Raw genomic sequence first — 12,713 nt, 5'->3', positions numbered from 1 at the left:
TCTCTCATCTCTCCCACCTCTCCCTCGAGACCACGAATCAAGGAGCCCTCATGAGCCTGAAGGAACAGATCACCGAAGACATGAAGACGGCGATGCGCGCCAAGGACAGCGAACGTCTGGGCACGATCCGCCTGCTGCTGGCCGCGGTGAAGCAGAAGGAAGTGGACGAGCGCGTCGAGGTGGACGACGTGATGCTGGTGGGCATCGTCGACAAGCTGATCAAGCAGCGCAAGGACTCGATCAGCCAGTTCACGGCCGCCGGCCGCATGGATCTGGCCGACAAGGAAACGGCCGAGCTGAAGGTGCTGGAGGTCTATCTGCCGCAGCGCCTGAGCGAGGACGAGATCAAGGCCGAAGTCGCCGCCATCGTGACCGAGCTGGGCGCCAAGGGTCCGGCCGACATGGGCAAGGTGATGGGCGCCGTGAAGGGCAAGCTGGCGGGCAAGGCCGACATGGGCCTGGTCTCGGCGGCGGTGAAGGCCGCGCTGGCGGGCTGAGCGCCCGCCTCGCCTCGATTCAACGACAGGAGTCCGCGATGGAACTGACCGTCCAACAATTGACGCCCGATTTCTGCGTCGCCCCGCAACTGACGCCGGAGGCGATGGCCGCGCTGGCCGAGGCCGGCTTCAAGTCGGTGATCAACAACCGGCCTGATTTCGAGCACGGCCCCGACCAGCCCACCAGCGAGCAGATTCGTGCCGCTGCTGAAGCCGCGGGACTGGTCTATCACCATTTGCCGGTGCAAGGCGGCTACCAGTCGCCGGAAGAGATCGCCGCCATGCGCGCGCTGCTCGACGAAGTGCCGACGCCGGTGCTGGCGTTCTGCCGCTCTGGCGCGCGTTCGACGCGCCTCTTCGCCGCCGCCACCCAACTCTGATCCGACGCGTGGTCCTCGGTGCCTCGGATCGAGGCGGCCGGGGGCCCTTTCCGGAACTTAAGGAGGGAATTTGCTTGCCGGGAGGCAAGCAAAGGAGGGAGATGGAGGAAAGGGCCCCCGGTCGCCTCGATCAACGCTCCGTCCTCGGCACGTCGGGGCTTTCCCGCAGCCCTTCCCGAATTCAGCTTTCCGACAGCCCTCGCTGGCTACAGTCCACGTCTACACACAAAAGAACCGAGCCCTCCCGTCGGGGTTCGAGATGGAGACCTGGACTCGTCGATGAAAGCCCTGCTTGCACTTGCCAAGGGCATCGACTGGCTGACGGACCGGTTCGGCACGCTTGCCGCCGGCGCTGTCCTGCTGTCGTGCTTTATCAGCGCCGCGAACGCGGCGATCCGCTACGGCCTGGACATCAGTTCCAACGCCTACCTCGAGATCCAGTGGTACCTGTTTGCCGTCTGTGTGATGGGCGGCGCGGCGCAGGTGTTGCGGCTCAATGAGCACGTGCGCGTCGACATCGTGTACACGCGACTGCGCGGCCACGGCAAGGTCTACGTCGACCTGTTCGGTCTGATTGTTTTCCTGCTTCCCGTCATGGCCTACGCGGACTGGCTGTCGTGGCAGTTCTTTCTCGTCAAGTTGCAGACGGGCATGCGTCCTGACGACAGCATCGCGACGCTGGGCCTGGCCGGCTATCTCGGAAAACTGTTCACCACCGGTGAAAGCTCCGGCAACGCCGGCGGCCTCATCCTGTGGCCCGCCGTGGCAACGCTGCCACTCGGCTTCACGCTGGTCTTTCTGCAGGGCCTGTCGGAGTTGATCAAGCGCATCGGCTACCTCACCAAGCACATCGAAATGGACACGCATTACGAGAGGCCGCTGCAATGATCACGATGGAGCAGTTTCCCCGCTGATGTTCGCGGGGCTGATCATCGTCATGCTGATCGGCTTCCCCGTGGCGTTCTCGCTGGCCGCGCTGGGGCTCGCCTGCGGGTTCTTCGCAGTGAGCCAAGGCTGGATGCCATTGGCCTTCCTGCAAGCGCTGCCGTTCAACGTCCTCGGCATCCTGTCCAACGATCTGCTGCTCGCGATCCCGTTCTTCACGTTGATGGGATCGTTGCTCGAGAAATGCGGCCTCGCGGAGGACATGCTCGATTCGATGGGGCAACTCTTCGGGCCGGTGCGCGGCGGGCTCGGCTACTCCGTGATCATCGTCGGGTTCATCCTGGGCGCAATCACCGGCACGGTGGCAGGCCAGGTGATCGCGATGGCGATGATTTCGCTGCCGGTCATGATGCGCTACGGCTACAACATGCGGTACTCGACCGGGGTATTGGCCGCGTCGGGAACGATCACGCAACTGGTGCCGCCGTCCCTTGTGCTGGTGGTGCTGGCCGACCAGCTCGGCAGGCCGGTGGGCGACATGTACAAGGGCGCGTGGGGACCATCGATCCTGCAGGTGCTGATCTTCGCGCTCTACACCTTCGCACTGTCCCGGATCAGGCCGGAGTTCGTGCCCGGCGTACCCAAGGAGGCCCGCACGCTGCAGGGCTGGGCCCTCTGGAAGAAGTGTCTGCGCGGGATCATCCCGTCGGCCATCCTGATCTTCGCTGTACTCGGGTCGATGGGCGGACTGCCGTACCAGGATCGAGCCATCTGCACGACGACCGAAGCCAGCGCGATGGGCGCCGTGGGCGCCTTCATCCTGGCGGCGCTGCACCGGCGGTTGAGCTGGTCCGTGGTCAAGGAGGCGACGCTGGGAACGATGCGCATCACGGCGATGGTCGTGTTCATCCTGATCGGCTCGCGGATCTTCTCGCTGGTGTTCCAGGGCGTCGAAGGCGGCAAGTGGATCGAACACCTGCTGTCGGACCTGCCCGGCGGCCAGATCGGCTTCCTGATCGTCGTCAACCTGTTCATCTTCTTCCTGGCGTTCTTCCTCGACTTCTTCGAGATCGCCTTCATCATCCTGCCGATGCTGGCCCCGGTCGCCGACAAGATGGGCATCGACCTGGTGTGGTTCGGCGTGATGCTGTGCGTGAACATGCAGACGAGCTTCATGCATCCGCCGTTCGGATTCGCGCTGTTCTATTTGAGGGGTATCGCCGACTCGCTGTTCAAGAACGGCGCACTGCCGCAACGGGTGAAGTCGAGCGACATCTACATGGGCTCCATCCCCTGGGTGGGCATGCAGTTGATTCTCGTGGCGATCGTCATCTTCTTCCCGCAGACGGTGACCGTCTTCCTCGACAAGCCAGTGGTCGTCGACTCCGAGAAAGCCTCCGAGCAGATCATGAACATGGACACCGGCCGCGACGAGCAGGCGACCGACCCCAATGCCGATACGAACGCGCTGTTCGGCTTGCCGGCGGAGGGGGCCTCTTCACCGGCCTCCGCGGCCTCGCAGGGAACCCCTTAGCGCGTCGAAGGGGGCATGTTCGACGCCTCCTTGATGCGATCCCAAGCGTCCTTCACGGCGGGCTTCGCCCTCGCCCATTCCAGCGAGGAACCCTGGCGCTGGTTGCCCCAGTCGCGGTGCAGTTCGGCCTCGAAGTCCTCGAACTCGCGGTCGGGGTAGCGGGCGAACGCATCAACACCGTAGGCGTACGCGGGACCGAAATCGTCGTGCGTGTCGCCTTGCTGGATATAGGGCCGCTTGGCGTAGTTGTCGCGCCAGTAACTGGCTTCCTGCTCGTGGTCGTAGGCCTTGTCGCGGGGCTTGTCGAAGTCGGGCATGGCGATCTCCAGAGTGTCTCGATGACCTTCGTCGGCAAGTGCCATGCCCTGCGGTCGCTACAGTCGAGCTCATGCGCTCACGCCCTTCCCCCTCCTCCGCTCGATCCCGGCAATCCGCCTTCACGCGTCGATCACGCTGATGCTGGCAGCGGCCCTCAGTCCGCTGGCAGCGAACGCCGCCGGGACCTGCGACAAGGGCACGTGGCGCGGCACGCTGGGCACCACGCCGGTGTCGATGGAACTCAATCCCGCCGACAACGAGCGCCCCGCCATCGGACGCTACTACTACCGCAACTCGCTTGGCGACCTCACGCTGGTACGCGACCCCAAGACCGGCGACTGGCAGGAACTCGATGCCAGAGAGAAGCCGACAGGCCGGCTGAAGCTCGCCTGCGACGCCGACACGCTGAGCGGCGAATGGCGCTCCGTCGACGGCTCGAAGACGCTGCCGATCGCCGCCGTCGCGATCAAGGAACGCGACTACAACGCGACCCGCAAGGCCGCGCTCAAGCCCACCTCCGCAAAGGCCGCGCAGATCGGAGGTCACCGCTTCGAGGTGCTCACCCTCCCCATGCCTGGAAGCACGGGCACCGCTGGCGCGAAGTCCGACACGATGCAGAGCGGCGTCCGCCTGGTCGGCACGACGCCCGCCCTCTCGACGCTGAACGCCACGTTGTGGGACAAGGCCGCGGACGCGGTCCTCGACCACATCGACTGTCTGGCACAGGGGCGGCGCGAACGCGGCCCCGAGGCCGGCTACGAGTCCTCGCAGACGCAGAAGGTCGTGGCCTGGAACGCCGCCTTCGTCGTCATCGACACCTGGAACGAGGGCTACTGCGGCGGCGCCCACCCCTGGCATGGCAACAGCGTCACCACGTATCGCCTGGACACCGGGGCGGAGGCGGATGTCGCCTCATGGCTGCGATCCGACTGGCGCAACGAGATCCCGAAGGATTCCCGACTCGGGAAGCTGCTGGTGAAGGCCTACGCTGACAACGGCGAGGAAGCCGAGTGCCGTGACGAGGTCCGCTGGATGGGCAGTTCGATCCATCCGGAAGCAAAGCAGCTTGTCTTCCATACGCAGGCCTCGTACGCGATGACGCCCTGTGCCGAAGATGTGTCGCTGCCGATCGACGCCGTCTGGCCTCATCTGACACCGGCCGGCCAGCAGGCGCTCAAGACGTTCCGCTGAGCACGGTACGGGGGGCCGAGCATGCCCCGGCACCGGCCGCGCGCTGATGCGCCGCCGCATCAACTCCCCTTCTTCCCCCGGAAAGTTCGGATTTTCCGTGTGGAAGGTCAGAAATATGCTGACTCCCTGAGGCCGCGCGCCTGGCCCGTCGCCTCGCGCTGATAGCGTGCGCGCCTCGAGTCGAGCGGGCGATCCACGTCCGCCACACCATCACCGAGGGAGAACTTCGACATGCTGATCTGGGGATCCAAAGGCGCCGTCGCCGAACTGGGCGTGCAAGCCCACCACCACTGCGCCACCTGCGAGCGCGAGCGTCCGTTCAAGCTGGCGCTGCAGTACAAGGTCCATCACATCTACTACCTGTTCCAGTGGATCTCCAGCAAGAAGTACCTGCTGGTCTGCGACGTCTGCCAGCGCGGCAGTGAACTCAAGGCCAAGGACGTCGAAGCCAAGCTCACGTCGAATCCGATCCCGGCCATGCAGCGCTACGGCTGGGTCGGCCTGCTGGTGGTGATCGCGGCGTTGATCTATGTCGGCAAGACCGCCTCCGACGACCGCGACCACCACATCAAGGACTACACCGCGTCACCCGCCGCCGGCGACCTGTATGCCATCGACCTCAACAAGCTGACCGGGGAATCGGGCTCGACCTACGGCGTGATCCGCGTGCTGAGGATCGCCGACGGCAAGCTCGAACTGCAGATGCCGCGCATGGGCTACAACAAGGTCCGCGGCGCGACGCGCGACATCAGCGACGCCGCCAAGCTCAGCCGCCCGGACTACTTCGAGGAAAAGACGATCCTCGTCCCGCTGTCGGCGGTCCAGGACTGGGCCAGCCAGGGCGCGATCCACGACATCGAGCGCCACTGAGGTCTGATCCGGTCGGTGTGACGACCTGCCAGCGCACCGACCGGCCCACCGATCATTGCGTCGAGACCATCTTCAGTCCGACGATGCCCGCCGCGATCAGGCCGATGCACGCCAGCCGTGCCAACGACGCGGACTCGCCCAGCAGCACGATGCCCGCGATCGCGGTGCCGACGGCGCCGATGCCGGTCCACACCGCGTAGGCCGTCCCGACCGGCAAGTGCTTCAAGGCCCAACCCAGCAGCACGACGCTCGTCACCATCGCGGTCACCGTGCCCACGGTCGGCCACAGCCGGGTGAAGCCCTCCGTGTATTTCAGGCCAACGGCCCAGCCGATTTCGAACAACCCGGCCAGAAACAGCACACCCCACACCATGACCCACTCCTGTTGAACTGGCCACGGCACTGGAGCGCACCGCAGCCATCGAGACGATGACGGCCACTGTATGTTTGATGGCCTGATAGTTGAAGTCAGAATCCATCAGATTCACTGACAGAGTGGCAGCCGCACCATGGCCTTCGATCTCGACAACCTCCGCGTCTTTCTCGCCGCCATCGACCACGGTTCGTTTTCCGCTGCGGCACGCGTGCTGGGACGTGTGCCGTCGACCGTCAGCATGACGATCGCGAACATGGAGGCCCAACTCGACCTCCCTCTCTTCGACCGCGTCGGCCGGGAGCCCGTCCCCACCGCGCAGGCGCTCGCGCTGGTGCCGCAGGCCCGCCGCCTGGTCGAGCAACTCGGCCAACTCAACCGCCATGCGTTGTCGATGACGCAAGGACTGGAACCTTCGCTGACGGTTGCGGTCCTGCCTGAACTCGTGGCCGCGACGCCATGGAGTGACGCGTTGAAGACGCTGTCCAGCGAGTTCCCGCTCCTGGAGGTCGAAGTGCTGACCGCGCCGCAGGCGGACGCGCTCGCGATGCTGAAGTCCGGCCGTGCGCAGCTGGCGCTGGTCTTCGAGCGCCAGGGGCTCGATCCGTCGGAACAGTTCCAGGAAGTGGCCCGGGAGACGCTGATCGCCGTTGTCGCCCCCTCGCATCCGATGCTCTCACGCGATCCATCGGCGCTCCGCGATGAGCACCTCATCGCCGAACGCCAGATCCTGGTCGCCGGCCGCGACGCCTGCGACGTCGACAAGCGGATCGCCGTCTCCCGCGTCCAGTGGCGCACCGACAGCCCGGTGGCGGCGCTGCGGATGGTGTCCGCAGGACTGGGATGGGCGTGGCTCCCTTCCGGCTTCGTACGGGCGGCACTGGCCTCGGGGGACCTGGTGCAGATCCCCGCCGGCAACTTCACGACGGCGCTGCAGCTCTACGTCGACGTGGTGTGGACGCAGACGCGTCCGCTGGGCCTCGCCGCGCGGCGTTTCGTCGCACTGCTGAATGGCCGCGACGGCTGCTCCGGCGCGGTCGCCGGCACCCGGGAAACGACCGGCATGGCGGCCACACCCGCGCTCAGCGGTAACGCTCCGGATCCGGCGAGTCCGTCGGCTGCGCGACCACGCGCCGGAAAGCGGCGTTCATCGGCAGCTTCAGGTTGATGCCCGTCGGCGGCAGCGGCGATTCGAACCAGCGCTTGTAGATCGCGTGGATCTCGCCGCTGCGGTAGAGACCGATCAGTACGTCGTCGACCATGGTCTTGAACATCGGATCGTCGCGGTTGAGTCCGATCGCATAGGGCTCCACCGTGAGCGCGCGATCGGAGATCACGTAGTCGTCGGCGGACACCGCCGCGCCCTGCTGCGCCAGGAGGGCCCGGATGATGACGTCGTCCATCATGAAGGCATCGGCGCGGCCGCTGCGCAGCAACTGGAACGCGTCCGGATCGTCCAGTCCGGCGACGATGCGGATGTTCAGGCCCTGCTGCTCGTTGACCTTGGCGAGGTGCTGGATGCTGGTCGTCCCGATCGTGCTCACCACCGGTCGACCGCGGAGGTCGAGCAGGCTCTCCACCTTTTCGCCGTGGCGCGTCATCAGCTTGGTTTCGGCCACGAAGATCGTCATCGAGAACGCCTGGCTGCGCGCACGCTCGGCCGTGTTGGTCGTGATGCCGCACTCCATGTCCAGCGTGCCGTTGCTGACCATCGGCATCCGCGTCGCCGACCCGACCGCCACGCGACGCACCTCCAGGTCAGGCAGCTTGAGCTTCACGCGGAGCGACGCGATCACGCGCTCGCAGAGGTCGACCGAATAACCCGTCGGCCGCAGCTGCGCATCGAGGTAGCTGAACGGCGCCGACGCCGGCCGGTAGCCGATGACGACGACCCCGGTCTCGCGGATGCGCGTGAGCGTCGGCCCTTCAGGCGGCTGAGCGGGGCGGGACGCGGACGTCGAGGGCGCAGCGAGCCGGGGCTTGACGGTCGCGGCGAGGGCGCACGACGTGCCGGTCGCCGACACCAGCGCCAGGATCCACGCGGTCACGACGCTGACGATCCGCGCGCCCATCGATCAGGCCTCGCCGTCGTCGCCGATGTCGGCGGCGCCGCCACCGGCGTCTTCCTGCCCGAGCACTCCGGCATCCAGGCGACGCAGTTCGTCGAGGCGCGCGCCGATCTTGATCTCCAGGCCGCGGGGCACCGGTTCGTAGAAGCGCTGGTCCTCGAGGCCGTCCGGCAGGTACTGCTCGCCGGCCACGTACGCGCCGGGGAAGTCATGGGCGTAGCGGTAGGCCTTGCCGTAGCCGAGCTCCTTCATGAGCCGCGTCGGCGCGTTGCGCAGGTGCACCGGCACCGGCCGCGAGCTGTCCTGCTTGATCAGCGCGCGTACCTGGTTGTAGGCGTTGTAGACGGCGTTCGACTTCGGCGCGATCGCGAGATAGACGACCGCCTGCGCCAGGGTGAGCTCGCCTTCCGGCGACCCGAGACGTTCGTAGGTCTCGGCCGCGTCCAGGCAGAGGCGCAGGGCGCGAGGATCGGCGTTGCCGATGTCCTCGCTCGCCATGCGGATCAGCCGTCGCGTGATGTAGCGCGCGTCGACGCCGCCGTCGAGCATCCGCACCAGCCAGTACAAGGCCGCATCCGGATTGGAGCCGCGCACCGACTTGTGCAGCGCCGAGATGACGTCGTAGAACTGGTCGCCGCCCTTGTCGTAGCGCCGCAGCTGCTCGCCGAGCGTGCGCTCCAGCAGCGCCTCGTCGATCTCCGCCGTGCCGGGCGGTGTCAGTTGCGCCACCGTCTCCAGCGTGTTCAGCAGACGCCGCGCGTCGCCGTCGGCGTAGCCGATCAGCCGCAGCGCGGCAGCCTCGTTCACCTGCGGCGCGCTGAGCGCCTCCCGTCCTCGCGCCAGCAGCTCGCGCATGTCCTGCTCGTCGAGCGACTTCAGCACGTGCACCGTCGCCCGCGACAGCAACGCGGAGTTCACCTCGAACGACGGGTTCTCGGTCGTCGCCCCGATGAAGCTGAACAGCCCCGACTCCACATGCGGCAGGAAAGCGTCCTGCTGCGCCTTGTTGAAGCGGTGGACCTCGTCCACGAACACGATCGTCCGGCGGCCCTGCCCCGCCGCGACCTGCGCGCGATCGACCGCCTCGCGGATGTCCTTGACGCCGCCCAGCACCGCGGAGATCGCGATGAACTGCGCGTCGAAGTGCTGCGTCATCAAGCGCGCCAGCGTCGTCTTGCCGACGCCTGGCGGCCCCCACAGGATCATCGAATGCGGCCTGCCGCTTTCGAGCGCCACCCGCAGCGGCATGCCGTCGCCCAGCAGATGGCGCTGGCCGACCACCTCGTCGAGCTTGTGCGGACGCAGCCGCTCGGGCAGCGGCGCGTGCTCGCTCGCCGGCGTCGCCGACGGCCGTCCGCGAGGGACAGGATCGAACTCTTCAGGAAAGAGCGACGCGTTGCTCATCGATGCAGGCGCCGCTCAGGGTTGGCGCGCGATGTCGGTGCCCGGCGGCGGATTGAAGCGAAAACGGTCCGTCGGCACCTTGGCGTTCGCTTCGATCGCGCTGAACTGCATCACCGATTGCTGGCCGAAGCCGTCGACGATCTCCAGCGCACCCAGTTCACGCCCCTTGAATCCGAGCTTCAGGCTCTGCAGCCCGCTGTCGTTGCGCTTGGGCGTGGCCTGCACCCAGTCGAGGCCGTTCGAGGCCGGCAACGCCTTCAGCGTGAAGTCCTTCGACAGGTCGCCGCCCGCCAGCAGCGACACAGGTGTCGCGCCCAGCGCCTGGTCCATGTTGCGGACGCTGGCCTGCTGCAGGTCGGGGTCGTAGATCCACACTTCCTTGCCGTCGGCCACGATCAGCTGCTCCGCCGGCTTCGCATAGCTGAAGCGGAACTGGTTGGGCCGCTGGAACTCGAAGGTGCCGGTCGTCGTCTTCTTGCGCTTGCCGTCGGGCGCGGTGACGGTCTGCGTGAAGGTCGCACGACCGCTCTTCACTTCGCTGACGAACTGCTGCAGCGCGCTCACGCCGTCGGCGTGGGCCAGGGTCGTGAAGCAGAGGGCGATCGCCGCGATGCCACGGGTCAAGGGTCGGAACATGGAGGAAGCCTCAATCATTCGTCGCGTTCATTCGTCGTGTCCGGTAGTCGCGCTCGGTGATCGCGCCTGGCCGTCGCGTCGGTGGGGCCGCCGTCAATCGTCCCGCTTGGGGACGATGATGTCGCGGTTGCCGTTGGTGGCCATCGCCGAGACGACGCCGGACTTCTCCATCTGCTCCAGCAAACGGGCGGCCCGGTTGTAGCCGATGCGCAGATGTCTCTGCACCAGCGAGATCGACGCCCGCTTGTGCTGCAGCACGATGGCCACGGCCTGGTCGTACATCGGGTCGGACTCGCCGTCGCCGCCGGCCGTCAGGCCGGGCAGTCCGTCGCCGCCGCCGTCGCCGTCGAGCACGCCGCCCTCCAGGATGCCTTCGATGTAGTTGGGCTCGCCCTGCTCCTTCAGGTACTCGACGACGCGGTGCACCTCGTCGTCGCTGACGAAGGCGCCGTGCACGCGCACCGGCAGGCCGGTGCCCGACGCCATGTAGAGCATGTCGCCCATGCCCAGCAGCGCTTCGGCGCCCATCTGGTCGAGGATGGTCCGCGAGTCGATCTTGCTCGACACCTGGAAGGACAGCCGCGTCGGGATGTTGGCCTTGATCAGGCCGGTGATCACGTCGACCGAGGGCCGCTGCGTCGCGAGGATCAGGTGGATGCCGGCCGCGCGCGCCTTCTGCGCCAGACGGGCGATCAATTCCTCGATCTTCTTGCCGACCACCATCATCAGGTCGGCCAGTTCGTCGATGACGACGACGATGTGCGGCAGACGCTCCAGCGGCTCCGGCTCTTCCGGCGTCAGGCTGAACGGGTTGGGGATCTTCTCCTCGCGCTCGGCCGCGTCGGCGATCTTCTTGTTGAAGCCCGCCAGGTTGCGCACGCCCATCTTGGACATGAGCTTGTAGCGGCGCTCCATCTCGTTGACGCACCAGTTCAACGCGTTGCTGGCCTGCTTCATGTCGGTCACGACCGGCGCCAGCAGATGCGGGATGCCTTCGTAGACGCTCATTTCCAGCATCTTCGGGTCGATCAGGATCAGGCGGACATCGCGCGCCTCGGCCTTGTAGAGCACCGACAGGATCATCGCGTTGATGCCCACCGACTTGCCCGAACCGGTCGTGCCGGCCACCAGGCAGTGCGGCATCTTGGCCAGGTCGGCCACCACCGGCAGGCCGACGATGTCCTTGCCCAGGCCCATCGTCAGCGGCGACGCGGCGTCGGCGTAGACCTGCGAGCCGAGGATCTCGGACAGGCGGATGGTCTGGCGACGCGCGTTCGGCAGCTCCAGCGCCATGTAGTTCTTGCCCGGGATGGTCTCGACCACGCGGATCGAGGTCAGGCTCAGCGAACGCGCCAGGTCCTTGGCCAGGCCCAGGATCTGGGAGCCCTTCACCCCGGTCGCCGGTTCGATCTCGTAGCGCGTGATCACCGGCCCCGGCGACGCCGCCACCACCCGCACGTCGACGCCGAAGTCCTTCAACTTCTTCTCGATCATGCGGCTGGTCATCTCCAGCGATTCGGGCGTCACCGTCTCGACGCGCGGCGGCGGCGCATCCAGCAGGTCGACCTGCGGCAGCTTGGCGTCGGTGGGATCGGTGAACAGCGTCTGCTGCCGCTCCTTGATGACGCGCGTGGACTTCGGCACCTCGGCCACCGGGGGCTCGATGACAATGGGGATGTGGTGCTCTTCCTCGACCAGGCGCTCGACCTCGACGACCGCTTCACGCTCGCGCTTGGCTTCCTTGCCGACCCGCTTGTCCTCGGCGATCTCGCGGCGCTCGGTGCGCTTCTCGATCAGGGCTTCGATCCGGGTACCGATCTGCTCGGCCACGCGCAGCCAGGAGAACTTCAGCGCGAGCGACACGCCGGCCACCAGCGCGGCGATCCACACGACGCCGGAACCGGCGAAGCCCAGCAGCTTCATGCTCAACGGGCCCAGCCAGTAGCCGAGCACCCCGCCGGCGTGCCCGCCGGGCAGGTACTCGTCCCAACGCCACAGCCGCGTCCACTCGAGCGAGCAACTCGCGGCGATCAGGAGCACGACGCCGGCGAGCGCAGGCAGGCGATCCTTGAGCGTGGGCACCGACGAGCCATCGGCGCGCAGCATGCGGGCCAGACCGCTCAGCCACGCGCGCAGCGAGATCAGCATCAGCCACCAGCACGAGTAGCCGAAGCCGAACAGCATCAGGTCGGAGATCCAGGCGCCGAGCGCGCCGACGCGGTTGTGCGCCGGGGCCGAGGTGCCCGCGGTGCTGAAGGCGGCGTCCGCGCGGTCATGGCTGACCATCGCGAGCAAGACCAGGCACCACACCAGCGCGCCGATCAGCAGCCACAGCGGCGTGCGCAGCGGACTGGGGGCGTGGGCGGGGCGGCCGGCGGCGCGGCCTTCTTGGACTTGCGTGCCGGCGCGGGGCGCTCGGTCGGGGCGGCGTCGTCACCGCCGCCCAGCAGGGAACCGGGAAAACTCATCCCTCGATTGTGACGCACAAGCCCTGCGTCCCGGACGCGGGGCTCCCCACCAAGGTGAAGAAACGTTGAAGCGCCGATCGACGTGGCG

The 12,713-nt window shown here is 67.0% G+C and carries 13 protein-coding genes; 7 read left to right on the top strand and 6 right to left on the bottom strand.

Annotated features, from left to right (window positions below):
* Window positions 1-50 precede the first annotated feature (50 nt).
* The 4 genes from ACQ859_RS14700 (at window position 51) to ACQ859_RS14685 (ending at window position 3,296) form a co-directional block, all read left to right on the top strand.
* The gene (locus ACQ859_RS14700; protein ID WP_431266393.1) at window positions 51-497 is read left to right on the top strand and encodes a GatB/YqeY domain-containing protein; all 447 of its coding nucleotides are present in this window, start codon (window positions 51-53) and stop codon (window positions 495-497) included.
* A gap of 38 nt (window positions 498-535) precedes the next feature.
* Window positions 536-877 carry a TIGR01244 family sulfur transferase gene (locus tag ACQ859_RS14695; protein WP_088407477.1) on the top strand — a complete coding sequence of 114 codons (342 nt, stop codon included), beginning with the start codon at window positions 536-538 and terminating at the stop codon, window positions 875-877.
* 279 nt (window positions 878-1,156) lie between these two features.
* The gene (locus ACQ859_RS14690; RefSeq protein ID WP_431266392.1) at window positions 1,157-1,765 is read left to right on the top strand and encodes a TRAP transporter small permease subunit; all 609 of its coding nucleotides are present in this window, start codon (window positions 1,157-1,159) and stop codon (window positions 1,763-1,765) included.
* Window positions 1,766-1,790: 25 nt separating this feature from the next.
* Complete coding sequence (locus tag ACQ859_RS14685; RefSeq protein WP_431266391.1) at window positions 1,791-3,296, top strand: TRAP transporter large permease; 1,506 nt, start codon at window positions 1,791-1,793, stop codon at window positions 3,294-3,296.
* Here the strand turns inward: ACQ859_RS14685 and ACQ859_RS14680 are convergent.
* Window positions 3,293-3,613: a hypothetical protein gene (locus tag ACQ859_RS14680; protein ID WP_431266390.1), complete on the bottom strand. Its 321-nt coding sequence runs from the start codon at window positions 3,611-3,613 to the stop codon at window positions 3,293-3,295. The genes ACQ859_RS14685 and ACQ859_RS14680 overlap by 4 nt on opposite strands.
* A 139-nt stretch (window positions 3,614-3,752) precedes the next feature.
* Here ACQ859_RS14680 and ACQ859_RS14675 point away from each other — a divergent pair, with 139 nt between their 5' ends.
* Window positions 3,753-4,805, top strand: coding sequence for a hypothetical protein (locus ACQ859_RS14675; protein WP_431266389.1), 1,053 nt, complete (start codon window positions 3,753-3,755; stop codon window positions 4,803-4,805).
* Window positions 4,806-5,036: 231 nt separating this feature from the next.
* Window positions 5,037-5,675: a hypothetical protein gene (locus tag ACQ859_RS14670; protein WP_431266388.1), complete on the top strand. Its 639-nt coding sequence runs from the start codon at window positions 5,037-5,039 to the stop codon at window positions 5,673-5,675.
* Window positions 5,676-5,727: 52 nt separating this feature from the next.
* On the opposite strand, the gene sugE is transcribed toward ACQ859_RS14670, so the two are convergent.
* Window positions 5,728-6,048: a quaternary ammonium compound efflux SMR transporter SugE gene (gene sugE, locus ACQ859_RS14665; RefSeq protein WP_431266387.1), complete on the bottom strand. Its 321-nt coding sequence runs from the start codon at window positions 6,046-6,048 to the stop codon at window positions 5,728-5,730.
* Window positions 6,049-6,184: 136 nt separating this feature from the next.
* Between sugE and ACQ859_RS14660 the strand changes: the two genes are divergently transcribed.
* Window positions 6,185-7,216: a LysR family transcriptional regulator gene (locus ACQ859_RS14660; RefSeq protein ID WP_431266386.1), complete on the top strand. Its 1,032-nt coding sequence runs from the start codon at window positions 6,185-6,187 to the stop codon at window positions 7,214-7,216.
* On the opposite strand, the gene ACQ859_RS14655 is transcribed toward ACQ859_RS14660, so the two are convergent.
* The 4 genes from ACQ859_RS14655 to ACQ859_RS14640 form a co-directional block, all read right to left on the bottom strand.
* On the bottom strand, window positions 7,131-8,120 hold the full coding sequence (locus tag ACQ859_RS14655) for an amino acid ABC transporter substrate-binding protein (protein ID WP_431266385.1): 990 nt from the start codon (window positions 8,118-8,120) through the stop codon (window positions 7,131-7,133). The genes ACQ859_RS14660 and ACQ859_RS14655 overlap by 86 nt on opposite strands.
* A 3-nt stretch (window positions 8,121-8,123) precedes the next feature.
* Window positions 8,124-9,521: a replication-associated recombination protein A gene (locus ACQ859_RS14650; RefSeq protein ID WP_431266384.1), complete on the bottom strand. Its 1,398-nt coding sequence runs from the start codon at window positions 9,519-9,521 to the stop codon at window positions 8,124-8,126.
* A 15-nt stretch (window positions 9,522-9,536) separates the two neighbouring features.
* Window positions 9,537-10,157 carry an outer membrane lipoprotein chaperone LolA gene (lolA, locus tag ACQ859_RS14645; RefSeq protein WP_431266383.1) on the bottom strand — a complete coding sequence of 207 codons (621 nt, stop codon included), beginning with the start codon at window positions 10,155-10,157 and terminating at the stop codon, window positions 9,537-9,539.
* 93 nt (window positions 10,158-10,250) lie between these two features.
* Window positions 10,251-12,443: a DNA translocase FtsK gene (locus ACQ859_RS14640; protein WP_431266556.1), complete on the bottom strand. Its 2,193-nt coding sequence runs from the start codon at window positions 12,441-12,443 to the stop codon at window positions 10,251-10,253.
* Window positions 12,444-12,713 lie beyond the last annotated feature (270 nt).

The sequence above is a fragment of the Roseateles chitinivorans genome, from assembly GCF_050632235.1.
Classification (GTDB): domain Bacteria; phylum Pseudomonadota; class Gammaproteobacteria; order Burkholderiales; family Burkholderiaceae_C; genus Roseateles; species Roseateles chitinivorans_A.
The sequence above is the reverse complement of the archived record's forward strand: the minus strand, read 5'-3'. Positions and strand labels throughout refer to the sequence as shown.

What these genes read in the sequence shown, in the direction of transcription:
- ACQ859_RS14660 (WP_431266386.1), top strand. Translation starts at nt 6,185, where the DNA reads ATGGCCTTCGATCTCGACAACCTCCGCGTCTTTCTCGCCGCCATCGAC.
- ACQ859_RS14655 (WP_431266385.1), bottom strand. Translation starts at nt 8,120, where the DNA reads ATGGGCGCGCGGATCGTCAGCGTCGTGACCGCGTGGATCCTGGCGCTG.
- ACQ859_RS14650 (WP_431266384.1), bottom strand. Translation starts at nt 9,521, where the DNA reads ATGAGCAACGCGTCGCTCTTTCCTGAAGAGTTCGATCCTGTCCCTCGC.
- ACQ859_RS14685 (WP_431266391.1), top strand. Translation starts at nt 1,791, where the DNA reads ATGTTCGCGGGGCTGATCATCGTCATGCTGATCGGCTTCCCCGTGGCG.
- ACQ859_RS14675 (WP_431266389.1), top strand. Translation starts at nt 3,753, where the DNA reads ATGCTGGCAGCGGCCCTCAGTCCGCTGGCAGCGAACGCCGCCGGGACC.
- ACQ859_RS14670 (WP_431266388.1), top strand. Translation starts at nt 5,037, where the DNA reads ATGCTGATCTGGGGATCCAAAGGCGCCGTCGCCGAACTGGGCGTGCAA.
- ACQ859_RS14695 (WP_088407477.1), top strand. Translation starts at nt 536, where the DNA reads ATGGAACTGACCGTCCAACAATTGACGCCCGATTTCTGCGTCGCCCCG.
- sugE (WP_431266387.1), bottom strand. Translation starts at nt 6,048, where the DNA reads ATGGTGTGGGGTGTGCTGTTTCTGGCCGGGTTGTTCGAAATCGGCTGG.
- ACQ859_RS14640 (WP_431266556.1), bottom strand. Translation starts at nt 12,443, where the DNA reads ATGGTCAGCCATGACCGCGCGGACGCCGCCTTCAGCACCGCGGGCACC.
- ACQ859_RS14680 (WP_431266390.1), bottom strand. Translation starts at nt 3,613, where the DNA reads ATGCCCGACTTCGACAAGCCCCGCGACAAGGCCTACGACCACGAGCAG.
- ACQ859_RS14690 (WP_431266392.1), top strand. Translation starts at nt 1,157, where the DNA reads ATGAAAGCCCTGCTTGCACTTGCCAAGGGCATCGACTGGCTGACGGAC.
- ACQ859_RS14700 (WP_431266393.1), top strand. Translation starts at nt 51, where the DNA reads ATGAGCCTGAAGGAACAGATCACCGAAGACATGAAGACGGCGATGCGC.
- lolA (WP_431266383.1), bottom strand. Translation starts at nt 10,157, where the DNA reads ATGTTCCGACCCTTGACCCGTGGCATCGCGGCGATCGCCCTCTGCTTC.